General features: G+C 74.1%; 13 protein-coding genes and 1 pseudogene. 10 read left to right on the forward strand and 4 right to left on the reverse strand.

The window, feature by feature from the left end; translation table 11 throughout:
• Window positions 1-39 precede the first annotated feature (39 nt).
• The 6 genes and pseudogenes from GL263_RS10510 to GL263_RS10530 all read left to right on the forward strand — a co-directional run bounded on the left by GL263_RS10510 (window position 40) and on the right by GL263_RS10530 (window position 4317).
• On the forward strand, window positions 40-243 hold the full coding sequence (locus GL263_RS10510; protein ID WP_181354027.1) for an acyl-CoA carboxylase subunit epsilon: 204 nt from the start codon (window positions 40-42) through the stop codon (window positions 241-243).
• A 126-nt stretch (window positions 244-369) separates the two neighbouring features.
• Window positions 370-507, forward strand: a complete 138-nt coding sequence (mmpB, locus tag GL263_RS10515) for a morphogenic membrane protein MmpB (protein ID WP_182855349.1) — start codon at window positions 370-372, stop codon at window positions 505-507.
• Window positions 508-693: 186 nt separating this feature from the next.
• Entirely contained in the window at window positions 694-903 is a 210-nt protein-coding gene (locus GL263_RS10520; protein ID WP_182855350.1) for a DUF397 domain-containing protein, read from the forward strand.
• Window positions 904-976: 73 nt separating this feature from the next.
• Window positions 977-1441: pseudogene (locus tag GL263_RS28350) on the forward strand (DUF1990 domain-containing protein); the annotation flags it as partial.
• Between the two features lie 48 nt (window positions 1442-1489).
• Window positions 1490-2113 carry a Maf family protein gene (locus GL263_RS28355; RefSeq protein ID WP_228456376.1) on the forward strand — a complete coding sequence of 208 codons (624 nt, stop codon included), beginning with the start codon at window positions 1490-1492 and terminating at the stop codon, window positions 2111-2113.
• A gap of 425 nt (window positions 2114-2538) precedes the next feature.
• The gene (locus GL263_RS10530) at window positions 2539-4317 is read left to right on the forward strand and encodes an acetyl/propionyl/methylcrotonyl-CoA carboxylase subunit alpha (RefSeq protein ID WP_182855352.1); all 1779 of its coding nucleotides are present in this window, start codon (window positions 2539-2541) and stop codon (window positions 4315-4317) included.
• Window positions 4318-4912: 595 nt separating this feature from the next.
• Here the strand turns inward: GL263_RS10530 and GL263_RS10535 are convergent.
• Window positions 4913-5779 (reverse strand): DeoR/GlpR family DNA-binding transcription regulator, encoded by an 867-nt coding sequence (locus GL263_RS10535; protein ID WP_438947944.1) that lies wholly within the window; start codon window positions 5777-5779, stop codon window positions 4913-4915.
• Between the two features lie 238 nt (window positions 5780-6017).
• On the reverse strand, window positions 6018-7439 hold the full coding sequence (locus GL263_RS10540; protein WP_182855354.1) for an NAD(P)H-quinone dehydrogenase: 1422 nt from the start codon (window positions 7437-7439) through the stop codon (window positions 6018-6020).
• A gap of 113 nt (window positions 7440-7552) precedes the next feature.
• On the opposite strand from GL263_RS10540, the gene GL263_RS10545 reads away from it, so the two are divergent.
• Window positions 7553-7990 (forward strand): gamma-glutamylcyclotransferase family protein, encoded by a 438-nt coding sequence (locus tag GL263_RS10545; protein WP_182855355.1) that lies wholly within the window; start codon window positions 7553-7555, stop codon window positions 7988-7990.
• A 257-nt stretch (window positions 7991-8247) separates the two neighbouring features.
• On the opposite strand, the gene GL263_RS10550 is transcribed toward GL263_RS10545, so the two are convergent.
• Window positions 8248-8607 carry a DUF952 domain-containing protein gene (locus GL263_RS10550; protein ID WP_182855356.1) on the reverse strand — a complete coding sequence of 120 codons (360 nt, stop codon included), beginning with the start codon at window positions 8605-8607 and terminating at the stop codon, window positions 8248-8250.
• 313 nt (window positions 8608-8920) lie between these two features.
• Between GL263_RS10550 and GL263_RS10555 the strand changes: the two genes are divergently transcribed.
• Together GL263_RS10555 and GL263_RS10560 are read left to right on the forward strand one after the other, a co-directional pair.
• Complete coding sequence (locus tag GL263_RS10555; protein WP_182855357.1) at window positions 8921-9730, forward strand: purine-nucleoside phosphorylase; 810 nt, start codon at window positions 8921-8923, stop codon at window positions 9728-9730.
• A 153-nt stretch (window positions 9731-9883) separates the two neighbouring features.
• Window positions 9884-11587: a phospho-sugar mutase gene (locus GL263_RS10560; protein ID WP_182855360.1), complete on the forward strand. Its 1704-nt coding sequence runs from the start codon at window positions 9884-9886 to the stop codon at window positions 11585-11587.
• A 39-nt stretch (window positions 11588-11626) separates the two neighbouring features.
• On the opposite strand, the gene GL263_RS10565 is transcribed toward GL263_RS10560, so the two are convergent.
• Window positions 11627-12241: a PH domain-containing protein gene (locus GL263_RS10565; protein ID WP_182855358.1), complete on the reverse strand. Its 615-nt coding sequence runs from the start codon at window positions 12239-12241 to the stop codon at window positions 11627-11629.
• Between the two features lie 160 nt (window positions 12242-12401).
• On the opposite strand from GL263_RS10565, the gene GL263_RS10570 reads away from it, so the two are divergent.
• On the forward strand, window positions 12402-13551 hold a 1150-nt coding region (locus GL263_RS10570; RefSeq protein WP_182855359.1), incomplete at its 3' end, for a sensor histidine kinase.

Below are 13551 nucleotides of genomic sequence, written 5' to 3' on the forward strand. Positions count from 1 at the left end.
CACCCACTCCGTCCCGCTCCCGCCCTCAGGAGGCTGACGATGATCAAGGTGGTACGGGGCAACCCGACACCGGAGGAGCTGGCCGCCGCACTGGCGGTGGTCCAGGCGCGGGCCGCCGCGGCGGCGACCGCCGAGCCCGGCGCGCCCGCCCCCACCGAGTGGTACGACCCCGCGCGGCTTGTCCCCCGCCGCGTCCCGCATCCCGGCCCCCGCGCCTGGCGCACCAGCTACTGGCCCAGCTGACCGTTCCGCGACGCGCGTGCGGGGCGCCCCTTCCGGCGCCCCGCACACGGCGCCCCGCACGGTACCCGTCCCGATCTGAGTACGCGTACTCAGGCGCCGGCCGCCGCGACGCGGCAGGCTGGCCGCATGCTCTGGTCAGACCCCCCACCGCACAAACCCTCCGAGCTGCTGCGCGCCGCCCAGAACCGCCTCCGCCGCGTCGGCTGGGTGATCGCCACCGTGGTCGTCTTTGTCCTCCTCATGGCCCTCAGCTCCCGCCGCTGAGCCCCGCGGGGCGCGACTCCGCCCCGTGCCGTTGCGGCATGTGCGGCGCTGCGTAACTTCTCCGCCGCCGGTTGGACCTACGGCTCCCGCCGGGCCGCTCGCGGGCCTACGATCGGCTGCGGGTCACCGTGCTGCGCCCCCACCGCGGTCGTGCCCGCGAACGAACAGCGTCGAAAGGGGCGGCCGATGAGACCCGAATCTCCCCGCTGGTTCACGTCCTCCTACAGCAGCAACGGCGGCGCCTGCCTGGAGGTCGCCGCCAACCTCGTCCACTCGCGCGGCGTCGTCCCGGTCCGCGACTCCAAGCGGCCGGACGGCCCCGTCCTCACCTTCCCCACCGCCGCCTTCGCCTCCTTCACCACCGGCGTGAAGACAGGCGAACTCGGCAACACCTGAGCCACCCCGCGGCGCCGGACCGACGCCCGGTCAGGGTGTCGGCCAGGCCCGCCCGTACCGAACCGGACGACGTGTGAGCCGCCTCAGCTACTCGACACCCGGCATGACAAAGGCCGGCGGCCCGCCGCCTCCGCCGGGCTACCGCGCCCTCCGGGTGCGTGTCCGCCTGGGAAGCGGTCCCGAGGTCTTCACACGTGCCGGCGAAGCGCTGATGGGCTGGCGGATGCACCGCGCGGTGGGGCTCGGGGTGAGCCCCACCGCGCCCGCGGCGGCTCCCGGCGTCCGGGTGGACCTCCGGCTCGGCCCTCTGCGGGCGCCGTGCGAAGTGGTCTGGACGGTCCGCGAACGGACACGGACCGGCTTTGCGTACGGGACGCTGCCCGGGCACCCGGAGTGCGGCGAGGAGGCGTTTGTCGTCGAGTACCTGGCCGGCGGATCGGTGACGCTGACCGTGCACGCCTTCAGTCGGCCCGCGGCCTGGTACCTCCGCGCCCTCGGCCCGGTCGCGCGCCGGGGGCAGGCGGCCGTCGCCCACGGTTACGGACGGGCGCTCCGACGCCTCGCGCGGCGTCCTACGATGGGCGGCATGACCGGTGCCGCATCTGCCACTCCCGCACGTCGTCTTGTCCTCGCCTCCGCGTCGCCCGCGCGGCTCGGCCTGCTGCGGCAGGCCGGGATGGCCCCCGAGGTGATCGTCAGCGGCGTCGACGAGGACGCACTGAGCGCGCCGACGCCGACCGAGCTGGCGCTGGTGTTGGCACGCGCGAAGGCCGCCGCCGTCGCGGAGCGGCCGGAGGCCGCCGACGCGCTGGTGGTGGGCTGCGACTCGGTACTCGAACTCGACGGCCGCCCGCTGGGCAAGCCGGCCGACCCCGAGGACGCGATGAACCGCTGGAAGTCGATGCGCGGCCGCTCCGGCGTCCTGCTGACCGGTCACTGCGTGATCGACACGGCGACCGGCGGCGAGGCCTTCGGCACGGCGGCCACGACGGTGCACTTCGGCGAGCCGACGGACGCGGAGATCGCCGCGTACGTCGCCTCCGGCGAACCGCTGCACGTCGCCGGCGCGTTCACCCTCGACGGCCGCTCGGCGCCGTTCGTCGAGCGCATCGAGGGCGACCACGGCAACGTCATCGGCCTCTCCCTCCCCCTGTTCCGCCGCCTCCTCACCGAACTCGGCATCCCCGTCACGTCCCTCTGGTCGCTCTGAGAGCCGCCGGCTCCGGCTGAGGGGGCCGGGTTCCAGACCACGAGAAGGGACGGCGAGGCGCACGGGCCGGGTGTCCCCGAAGGCGGCCGGCAGCCGGGGCGAGGCGTCGCCCCGGGGGGCTCGGTGCGCGGGCTTGCGGCGGGGGCGCCGCGCCCGCGGCGACAGTGCCGCAAAGAATCGGCGTCCGGTTAGTGGGATCCCTACAAACATCCCCCGGCTCCGGGAGTTCCCGAGCGCAGAGACCTTGGCCACACGGATTCCGCCCTCGCGCGCCCGCACGGGCGGCGTACCTTGGTACGACAGGGGAGAAGGGGACCGGACGCGAGCACCGCTACAGCGCGTGTGGGCAAGCTCACCCCCTTGGGTGACTGCGCGTGGAGTGTCGCCAGTACCTAAACTCAGCTTGTTTCACGGAGGGAGTCATCGTGCGCAAGGTGCTCATCGCCAACCGGGGCGAGATCGCAGTCCGGGTAGCCCGTGCTTGCCGGGATGCCGGCATCAAGAGCGTGGCCGTCTACGCCGATCCGGACCGGGACGCCCTGCATGTCAGGGCGGCCGACGAGGCCTTCGCGCTGGGCGGTGACACGCCGGCCACCAGTTACCTGGACATCCCCAAGGTGTTGAAGGCCGCCGCCGACTCGGGCGCCGACGCCATCCACCCCGGATACGGCTTCCTCTCCGAGAACGCGGAGTTCGCGCAGGCCGTCATGGACGCCGGGCTGATCTGGATCGGCCCGCCGCCGCAGGCGATCCGCGATCTCGGTGACAAGGTCGCCGCCCGGCACATCGCGCAGCGCGCCGGCGCGCCGCTGGTCGCCGGCACCAAGGACCCGGTGAGCGGGGCCGACGAGGTCGTCGCGTTCGCCGAGGAGCACGGTCTGCCGATCGCCATCAAGGCGGCCTTCGGCGGTGGCGGGCGCGGCCTGAAGGTCGCCCGCACGCTGGAGGAGGTGCCGGAGCTGTACGACTCGGCGGTGCGCGAGGCGGTCGCCGCCTTCGGCCGTGGCGAGTGCTTCGTCGAGCGTTACCTGGACCGCCCGCGTCACGTCGAGACGCAGTGCCTGGCGGACAAGCACGGCAACGTCGTGGTCGTCTCCACCCGTGACTGCTCTCTGCAGCGCCGCCACCAGAAGCTGGTGGAGGAGGCTCCGGCGCCCTTCCTGACGGAGGAGCAGAACGCCGAGCTGTACCGGGCGTCGAAGGCGATCCTGCGGGAGGCCGGCTACGTCGGCGCCGGTACGTGTGAGTTCCTGGTCGGCCAGGACGGCACGATCTCCTTCCTCGAGGTGAACACCCGCCTCCAGGTCGAGCACCCGGTGACCGAGGAGGTCACCGGCATCGACCTGGTCCGCGAGATGTTCCGCATCGCCGACGGCGAGGAGCTCGGGTACGACGACCCGCAGCTGCGCGGCCACTCCTTCGAGTTCCGCATCAACGGTGAGGACCCGGGCCGCAACTTCCTGCCCGCGCCCGGCACCGTCACCACGTTCGACGCGCCGTCCGGCCCGGGTGTCCGGCTGGACGCCGGCGTCGAGTCGGGCAGTGTCATCGGCCCGGCGTGGGACTCCCTGCTGGCCAAGCTGATCGTCACCGGTGCCACCCGGCGCCAGGCGCTGGAGCGTGCCCGGCGCGCGCTGGCGGAGTTCCGGGTCGAGGGCATGGCGACGGCGATCCCGTTCCACCGCACGGTGGTCGAGGACCCGGCGTTCGCGCCGGAGGTCAACGGTCGCGAGGGCGAGCCGTTCCAGGTTCACACCCGGTGGATCGAGACCGAGTTCGTGAACGAGATCAAGCCGTTCGCCGGCGCCGGCGCCGACGAGGACGAGGACGACGCGACCCGCGAGACGGTGGTCGTCGAGGTCGGCGGCAAGCGGCTGGAGGTCTCGCTGCCCGCGTCGCTCGGCATGCCGCTGGCCCGCGCGGCGGTCGCCGGCGGTGCGAAGCCGACGCGTCGCAAGGCGGCGAAGAAGTCGGCGTCCGCCGCGTCCGGTGACGCGCTCGCCTCGCCGATGCAGGGCACGATCGTGAAGGTCGCCGTGGAGGAGGGCCAGGAGGTCGCCGAGGGCGAACTCATCGTGGTCCTCGAGGCGATGAAGATGGAGCAGCCGCTCAACGCGCACCGGGCCGGCACGGTCAAGGGGCTGGGCGCCGAGGTCGGCGCGTCGATCTCCTCCGGCACGGTGATCTGCGAGATCAAGGACTGACGTGACGCGCGGCGCGGCGCGCTGACGCACCCGCGACACGACACGACCGGGCGGCCCCGGTCGGCCCCCGCGACGACGGGCGGCCGGCCGGGGCCGCCGTCGTCGGACGCCCAGCGCAGGCGGCGCAGCCGCTGCGGCTGTCGCTTCCCGCGGCGGCTCGCCAACCGCCCTGCCCCGGCGCCCGCCACAGGCGCCGAACAGCTCGAACCGGGCGCCCACCAAGCGGATGACGTCGGCGGCGGGGGCCGACCGGCGCGCGCCCGGACCGGTTACCGGCGGGCCGCGACGCACGACCGGCGGCCCCGGGTCAGTCCCCGCAGCGACGGGGACACCGCCGCCGCACGTTCAGCGTGGGGCGGGCTGCGGCTGAGGCTCGCCGACCGGCCTGCCCCAGTGCCGGGAGGGGCGCCAGACGGGACGGGGGAGCCGGGCGCCCACCAGGCGGATAGCCTCGTCGCGGAGGCGAGCAGACGGCGGCGGTGGCAGGTCGACGCGCCCCGACCGGTCACCGGCGCGGGCAGGCGTCGGCCCTGCTCCGGTCATCGCCACCGGCCGTCCGGCCGGTGGCGCGGCGTCGGGCCGGCCAGCCGGCCGGCTAGCGGCGGCGCGGAGCCAGGTCGGCGATCTGCCCGCCGCCGCCGGCGGCGACGCGTAGCTGCGACGAGCCGCCGCCGAGCGGGCGGCGCTGCTCGGGGAGGGCCTGCTCGCGGCCGCTCTGCGTGCCGGCGACGGCGATCCGTACGCCCTGGTCGGCGAGTGCCTGGAGTTCGCCGGCCGCCCGGTCCTCGCCCTTGGGGGGCTCGTCCGTCACCAGGTGGGTGACGAGGTCGGTGGGCACGGTCTGGAACATGGTGTCGGTGCCGAGCTTGGTGTGGTCGGCGAGGACGACGACTTCCGCCGCCGCCTGGACGAGGGCCCGGTCGACGCTGGCGGAGAGCATGTTCGAGGTGGACAGGCCGCGTTCGGCGGTCAGTCCGCTGCCGGAGAGGAAGGCGCGGGAGACCCGCAGGCCGTGCAGGGACTGTTCGGCGCCGGAGCCGACGAGCGCGTAGTTGGAGCCGCGCAGTGTGCCGCCGGTCATCACCACCTCCACCCGGTTGGCGTGCGCCAACGCCTGGGCGACGAGGAGGGAGTTGGTGACGACGGTCAGTCCAGGCACCCGGGCCAGGCGTCTGGCCAGTTCCTGCGTGGTGGTGCCGGCGCCGACGACGATCGCCTCGCCCTCCTCCACGAGTCCGGCGGCGAGGTCCGCGATGGCGGTCTTCTCGGCGGTGGCGAGGTGGGACTTGTGCGGGAAGCCGGACTCCCTGGTGAAGCCGCCCGGCAGTACGGCGCCGCCGTGGCGGCGGTCGAGCAGCCCTTCCGCCTCCAGCGCCCGGACGTCACGCCGTACGGTCACTTCGGAGGTCTGGACGACGCGGGCGAGTTCCCGGAGCGACACCGCTCCGTTCGCTCGCACCATTTCGAGGATCAGTTGACGACGTTCTGCTGCGAACACGGAACCGACAGTAACGCGGACGACCGTCTGCTTTCAGCGAATTGCCGGAGTTTACCGAAGTTGTTCACAGCTGGTTCGCGTGCGTGGTATAAGTCCGGCGCGGGTTGCGGACGTTGACGTGGGCCGGGACCGCCCGAGCAAGCGGTCCCGGTGGAGAAGCCGCCGGTCAGCGGGGTCGACGCCCGGCCGGCGGCGGACGTCGTCAGCCCTGCGCGCCCTTCGCCGTCTGCAGTTGCCGCGCCACCTCGGCGATCGAACCCGACAGCGAGGGGTACACGGTGAACGTGTTCGCGATCTGCTCGACGGTCAGGTTGTTGTCCACCGCGATCGAGATCGGATGGATCAGCTCACTCGCGCGCGGCGAGACGACCACTCCGCCGACCACGATGCCGGTGCCCGGCCGGCAGAACAGCTTCACGAAGCCGTCCCGCACGCCCTGCATCTTGGCCCGAGGGTTGCGCAGCAGCGGAAGCTTCACCACCCGCGCCTCGATCCGGCCCTCGTCGATGTCGGCCTGGGTGTAGCCGACGGTGGCGATCTCGGGGTCGGTGAAGATGTTCGCCGAGACGGTCTTGAGGTTGAGCGGGGTGACGGTCTCGCCGAGGAAGTGGTACATGGCGATACGTCCCTGCATCGCGGCGACCGAGGCGAGCGCGAAGACGCCGGTGCAGTCGCCCGCCGCGTACACGCCGGGGGCGCTGGTGCGGGAGACCCGGTCGGTCTTGATGTGCCCGGAGTCGGTGAGCCTGACGCCGGCCTCCTCCAGGCCGATCCCGGCCGTGTTGGGGATCGCGCCGACCGCCATCAGGCAGTGCGTGCCGCTGATGACACGGCCGTCGGCGAGGGTGACCTCCACCCGGTCGCCGACCCGTTTGGCGGCGGCGGCCCGGGACCGCGCCATGACGTTCATACCGCGCCGCCGGAAGACGTCCTCCAGAACGGCGGCGGCGTCCGGGTCCTCACCCGGCAGCACCCGGTCGCGCGAGGACACCAGCGTCACGCGCGAGCCCAGCGCCTGGTAGGCGCCGGCGAACTCGGCGCCGGTCACACCCGATCCGACGACGATCAGTTCCTCGGGCAGCTCGGTCATGTCGTAGACCTGCGTCCAGTTGAAGATCCGCTCGCCGTCCGGCTGGGCGTCGGGGATCTCCCTGGGGTGGCCGCCGGTGGCGATCAGCACGGCGTCGGCGGTCAGCGTCTCCTCGCTGCCGTCCGCGACCCGCACGACAACCGTGCGGGAGCCGTCCGTGGCCTGGTGCGGCTCCAGCCGCCCGTGCCCGCGCATCACGCGGGCGCCGGCCCGGGTGACGGAGGCGGTGATGTCGTGCGACTGGGCGAGCGCCAGCCGCTTCACCCGCCGGTTGACCTTGCCGAGGTCCACGCCCAGGCCGCTCTCCGCCGTCGCCTCCGCGACGGTGATGCCCAGCTCCTGGTAGGACGAATCGAAGGTGGTCATCACCTCCGCGGTCGCGATCAACGTCTTCGACGGCACGCAGTCGGTCAGCACCGACGCACCGCCGAGACCGTCGCAGTCGACGACCGTCACCTCCGCCCCGAGCTGCGCCGCGACCAGCGCAGCCTCGTATCCGCCGGGTCCGCCACCGATAATCACGATCCGAGTCACGTACTCAAGTGTCTCGCACACCTGTCGCGGTCACCGCCCGACCCCGCCCTTCGGCGGCCGCGCCACCCGGCGCCACCACCCGCCTCTCCCGCTCCTCCCGTACCCTCATAGCCATGTCGCTCTACGCCGCGTACGCCGGGAACCTCGACGCCCGGCTGATGACACGCCGGGCTCCGCACTCCCCGCTGCGGGGCACCGGCTGGGTCTCCGGGTGGCGGCTCACGTTCGGCGGCGAGCACATGGGCTGGGAAGGCGCGCTCGCGACGATCGTCGAGGCGCCCAGGTCACAGGTCTTCGTCGCGCTGTACGACATCGCGCCGATGGACGAGGACGCCATGGACCGCTGGGAGGGTGTCGGCCTCGACATCTACCGGCGCATGCGGATCAAGGTGCACACGCTGGACGGCGACCTGCCGGCGTGGGTGTACGTGCTCAACGGGTACGAGGGCGGGCTGCCGTCGCCCCGCTACCTGGGTGAGATCGCCGACGCCGCCGAGTCCGCCGGCGCGCCCCACGACTACGTCACGGAACTCCGCAAGCGCCCCTGCTGAGCCGACGGCCGCCCGGCCGGCGGGGCGCCGACGTTCTCAGGCCGGGACGGTTCCGCCACCCTGCCTGCCCGGTCGACCGGCCACGGGGATCCTCGGGCGCGGGGCCCGGGGCCCCCGCCCCTCCACGCTGGACCGGGCTCGCACGCTCGTGCGCGCGAGCCCTCGCCCAGGAGCGGGGTGAGCGCTCATCCCGCCACCCTTCCCGGCGCGGACCAGGTCGGACGGCGCCGGACAGCGCCGGATGACGTCCAGGGCCGCTACCGGGGGATCAGCCGCGTCGCACGCCCTTCCGCGTCCCGCTCGACCTCGGTCACCCGCGTCACCGCTTCGCGGTTGATCTCGCCGTAGACGTGCGGGAAGAGCGGTCTGCCGCCGGCTTCGGCGGGCGGTCGGCCGTCCCCCGTCTCCCACCGGACCGGGGCGCCGAGCCCGCTCTCGTCGATCACGAGGGCGAGCAGGGGCCCTGCCGCGTCGCGGAAGAGGGTCGAAGCGATCGCGAGGGCGGTCCGCTCGTCGGGTGAGCAGTGCACAAACCCCTCCTCCCGGAGCGAGGAGGGCGCGTAGGGGCGGTCGGGCACGGCGAGCCAGTCGTCCTGTGCCACCACGTGATAGATCATGCCCGATCCTCCCCCGGCCCCCGGACGGTACGGCAACCCGCCGGTGCGGGTCGGTCGCGGGTGACCGGGGGCCGGACGCACCCCGCGGAGGCGACACCCGCGGGCGTGCCGCTGGAGGCGGCCCGCCGGGCGGCAGCCGGGTCACGAGGTTGGCCGGATGCTGCCATTCAGCGGCTGAGCTGCGGTTTTCCGGCGGGCGCCGGCTGCCGGCGGATGGTCGAAGCCACAGCTTCCGGCCCTCCCGGATTGTGGTTTCCGCCGTACTCACCCGTCTGGTCTACGCGCGTAGGCAATCTCGCGCTACCCTCGTCGAGTGACTTCCGATATCTCCACCGACCCCCACCGGGCTGCCGACGCCGCAGCCGCCCGGCTGCGTGAGCTGACCGGCGCACAGACCCACGACGTCGCCCTTGTCATGGGCTCCGGCTGGGTGCCGGCCGCCGAGGCGCTCGGCGCGCCCGAGCAGGAGTTCCCCGTCACCGAGCTGCCGGGCTTCCCGCCGCCCGCCGTGGCCGGGCACGCCGGGAAGATCCGCTCCTACCGGATCGGCGACAAGCGCGCGCTGGTCTTCCTCGGCCGCACGCACTACTACGAGGGCCGCGGCGTGGCCGCCGTGGCCCACGGCGTGCGTACCGCGGTCGCCGCCGGCTGCAAGACGGTCGTCCTGACCAACGGCTGCGGCGGCCTGCGCGAGGGCATGCGTCCCGGTCAGCCCGTGCTGATCAGCGACCACCTCAACCTCACCGCCGCGTCGCCGATCGTCGGCGCGAACTTCGTCGACCTCACCGACCTGTACTCGCCGCGGCTGCGCGCGCTGTGCCAGGAGATCGACCCGACGCTCGAAGAGGGCGTGTACGTCCAGTTCCCCGGCCCGCACTACGAGACGCCGGCGGAGATCCACATGACCCGGGTGCTCGGCGGCGACCTGGTCGGCATGTCGACGGTCCTGGAAGCCATCGCGGCCCGTGAGTCCGGCGCCGAGGTGCTGGGCATCTCCCTGGTGACCAACCTCGCGGCCGGCATGACCGGCGAGCCGCTGAACCACGAGGAGGTCCTCCAGGCCGGCCGTGACTCGGCGGCCCGGATGGGCAGCCTGCTGGCCCAGGTGCTCGGCCGCATCTGACGAGCATCACCGCCCGTCGCGCCCGCGGGCCACGTCCGGAGCAACCGGCGTGCGCCCGGTGGGCGCGACGGGCACATCTGCTGACGGGAGCCGCCGCCGTCCGTGGGCGCGGCCGGCCCCACATCGACGCGCGAGAGGCGGACAACCGTGACGGTGCATGACCAGGTGGTCGAGCAGGCCCGGGCCTGGCTGGCGGAGGACCCGGACCCGGACACGCGGGCGGAGCTGTCCGCGCTGCTGGCGGGCGCGGAGGCGGAGGGCCCCGACGGCGACGCCGCCCTCACGGAACTGGCGGACCGCTTCTCCGGCACGCTGCGCTTCGGCACCGCCGGACTGCGCGGCGAGCTGGGCGCGGGCCCGATGCGGATGAACCGCGCGGTGGTCATCCGGGCCGCCGCCGGCCTGGCCGGCTACCTCCGCAAGCACGGCGGGCACGCGGCCGGTTCCGCCCCCGGGCTGGTCGTGGTCGGCTACGACGCCCGGTACAAGAGCGCCGACTTCGCGCGGGACACCGCCGCCGTCATGACGGGCGCCGGGCTGCGCGCGGCGCTGCTGCCGCGGCCGCTGCCGACACCGGTGCTGGCCTTCGCGATCCGCCACCTCGGCGCGGTCGCCGGCGTGACGGTGACCGCCAGCCACAACCCGCCCCGCGACAACGGCTACAAGGTCTACCTCGGCGACGGCGCGCAGATCGTACCGCCGGCGGACGAGCTGATCGCGGCCGAGATCGACGCCGTCGGCGCGCTCGCGGACGTGCCGCTGGCGGAGGACGGCTGGCAGGTTCTGGACGAGGACGTCGTCCGCGCCTACCTGGACCGCGCGGTCACCGTCCTGGACCCGGCCTCGCCGCGCGACCTGCGGGTCGTGCACACCTCACTGCACGGCGTCGGCGGTGACACCGTGGCCGCCGCCTTCGAGCAGGCCGGCTTCCCGCCGCTGGTGCCGGTCCGCGAGCAGCACGCGCCCGACCCGGACTTCCCCACCGTCGACTTCCCCAACCCGGAGGAGCCCGGCGCGATGGACCTGGCGTACGCCACGGCCCGCGCCGCCGCCGAGGAAGCCCCGGTGGACCTGATCATCGCCAACGACCCGGACGCCGACCGCTGCGCGGTGGCCGTCCCCGACGCGGACGCCGCCGACGGCTGGCGGATGCTGCACGGCGACGAGGTCGGCGCGCTGCTCGCCGAGCACCTGGTGCGCAAGGGCGCGCGGGGCACGTTCGCCGAGTCGATCGTCTCCTCCAGCCTGCTGGGCCGCATCGCGGCGGCCGCCGGCGTCGACCACGCGGAGACGCTGACCGGCTTCAAGTGGATCTCCCGCGCCCCCGGCCTGCGCTACGGGTACGAGGAGGCCCTGGGCTACTGCGTCGACCCGGACGGCGTACGGGACAAGGACGGCGTCACCGCCGCGCTGCTCGTCGCGGAACTGGCCGCCGCGCAGCGTGCCGAGGGCCGCTCGCTGACCGACCTGCTCGACGAGCTGGCCGTCCGGCACGGCCTGCACGCCACCGACCAGCTGTCCGTGCGGGTGCGGGACCTCTCCCTGATCGCCGCCGCGATGCGCCGCCTCCGCGAGGAGCCGCCGACCGAGCTGGCCGGTCTGAAGGTCGTCTCCGCCGAGGACCTGAACGAGGGCGGCGGCGCCCTGCCCCCGACCGACGGGCTCCGGTACGCGCTGCGCGGCGAGACCGACGCCCGGGTCATCGTCCGCCCCAGCGGCACCGAGCCCAAACTGAAGTGCTACCTGGAGGTCGTCGTCCCGGTCGCCGACGCGACGGCCCTCCCGGCCGCCCGCTCCCACGCCGCCGACGTCCTGGCCCGCCTGAAGACGGACCTCTCCGCCGCGGCCGGCATCTGACTCCGTGACCTGCGGCGGGCCCACCCGGCCCGCCGCCGGTCAGGCGGTGAGGAGGAGTGCCGCGAGAAGGAGGGCGCCGGCCGCCGCGGGGGCGATGATCTCGTAGGCCCAGCGCACGGTGGGGGTGCCGGTCTTCTTCGCGTGGCGCTCGGCGAGTTCACGCAGTTCCTCGACGGTCTGGTCGGACGGCGCCTGGCGGGGGCCGGCGTCGGCGTCCACGCTGCCGAAACCGAGCACACCGCGCGGCGGGCGGCCGGACTCCAGGCGCTGGTTGTGCCGGGTGGCCTTCTTCCGCTCGCGCAGCGAGACGGGGATCGACCAGAGCTGGTACTTCACGCCGTCGGCGACGACCTCGCAGGAGTAGGCGGCCCGGATCAGTTCGATCGACCCCCAGGGGAGGGTGATCGTGCGGAACGGGTTGCGCACGCGCAGCCGTTCGGCGCCGGCGTAGACGGCGGGCCGGAGGGTGAAGGCGACGATCAGCGGGACCGCGCAGAGCAGCGCGGCGGCGGCGACGGCCGGGGTGCGGCCCTCTCCGCGCAGGAGCGCGTCGCCGCCCAGCCAGGCGGCCAGGCCGAGCAGCAGGACACCGCCGGCGAGCGCGCCGCCCGAGCGGTAGCAGCGGTCGGCGTACACGGGCTCCGGTGAGGTCATGCGGTTGATTGTGCCGCACGGCCCGGCGCGCGGGCACACGTCCACGGGCACGCGGGCCGTGGGGGCGCGCGTGCGGTTGCGCGTGCCGTGAGCGGTGCGTGAAACGGCCGGTGGAGTTCCGGTTAAATGGGCTGCCGAGCTTTGGCCAAGGGAGATGCCTGTGATCCGGTTGTCCGACGGCCGGAAGGGACGGTCCGGACGCTTCCCAGGGCGGCGTCTGCTCACCCTCTCCCCCCGCACCGAGAACCTGCTGGTCGTCGGCCCCTCGGCGCTGGAGCTGCTGACGATCCTGTCGTTCGCCTCGCCGTGGGAGATCGCCACCCACACGGCGACGGTGGCGGTGCTGCTGCTGCGGCGGCGCTGGCCGTTCGCGGTGCTGCTGCTGACGCTGCCGGTGGCGTTCACCGGGTATCTGCTGATCGCTCCGATGGCGGCGCTCTACCAGGTGGCGAAGGACGTGCGGAACCCGAAGATGGTCGCCCTCGGCGCGCTGCTGCTGTTCGCGGCCGGGCTCGGCCCGTGGCTGCCGACCTCCGAGGAACCGTTCTCCTACGAGGACGGGCTGTTCGGTCTGCTGTCGGCGGCGATGCTGAGCGCCGGCCCGACGGCGGTGGGGCGGCTGCTGCGGACGCGCGGCGAGCTGTCCGAACGGCTGGCCGACCTCGCCCGCACCCAGGAACGCGAGCGGCAGCTGCTCGCGGAACGCGCGGTGGCGGAGGAGCGCGCGCGACTGGCCAGGGAGATGCACGACGTGGTGTCGCACAAGGTCAGCATGATCTGCGTGCAGGCCGGGGCGCTGCAGGTGACCACGGCCGAGCCGGGCAGCCGGGAGATCGCGGGCACGGTGCGCCGGCTGAGCGTCGACACCCTTGAGGAACTGCGGCACCTGGTGGGTGTGCTGCGGTCGGCGCGGGAGGAGCCGGGGCTGGCGGACCTGGCCGCGCTGGTGGAGACGAGCGGGCTGGACGCCCGGCTGGAGGCCCTGGTGCCGGTGGACGGCGGCGGTTCCCGTGGCGCGGGACGGGGCTGCTGGCCCGGGGAGGTGCAGCAGGCCGCCTACCGTACGGTGCAGGAGGCGTTGACCAACGTCCGCAAGTACGCGCCGGAGTCGACCGTCGAGGTGCGTCTGGAGGCCGTGGAGCACCACGGCGAACCGGCGGCGGCACTGCGGGTGGAGGTGCGGAACTCCGCGCCCGCCTGTCCGGCGTCGGCCGACCGCCGGTCCGCTCTGCCCACCGGCGGTCACGGGCTGACCGGGCTGCGGGAGCGGGCGGAGCTGCTGGGCGGGCGGCTCGACGCCGGGCCGGCGG

The sequence above is a fragment of the Streptomyces durbertensis genome, from assembly GCF_014156695.1.
Lineage (GTDB): Bacteria > Actinomycetota > Actinomycetes > Streptomycetales > Streptomycetaceae > Streptomyces > Streptomyces durbertensis.

Coding starts and splice junctions, on each gene's coding strand:
- GL263_RS10510 (WP_181354027.1), top strand. CDS start 40: ATGATCAAGGTGGTACGGGGCAACCCGACACCGGAGGAGCTGGCCGCC.
- mmpB (WP_182855349.1), top strand. CDS start 370: ATGCTCTGGTCAGACCCCCCACCGCACAAACCCTCCGAGCTGCTGCGC.
- GL263_RS10520 (WP_182855350.1), top strand. CDS start 694: ATGAGACCCGAATCTCCCCGCTGGTTCACGTCCTCCTACAGCAGCAAC.
- GL263_RS28355 (WP_228456376.1), top strand. CDS start 1,490: ATGACCGGTGCCGCATCTGCCACTCCCGCACGTCGTCTTGTCCTCGCC.
- GL263_RS10535 (WP_438947944.1), bottom strand. CDS start 5,779: ATGGTGCGAGCGAACGGAGCGGTGTCGCTCCGGGAACTCGCCCGCGTC.
- GL263_RS10545 (WP_182855355.1), top strand. CDS start 7,553: ATGTCGCTCTACGCCGCGTACGCCGGGAACCTCGACGCCCGGCTGATG.
- GL263_RS10550 (WP_182855356.1), bottom strand. CDS start 8,607: ATGATCTATCACGTGGTGGCACAGGACGACTGGCTCGCCGTGCCCGAC.
- GL263_RS10565 (WP_182855358.1), bottom strand. CDS start 12,241: ATGACCTCACCGGAGCCCGTGTACGCCGACCGCTGCTACCGCTCGGGC.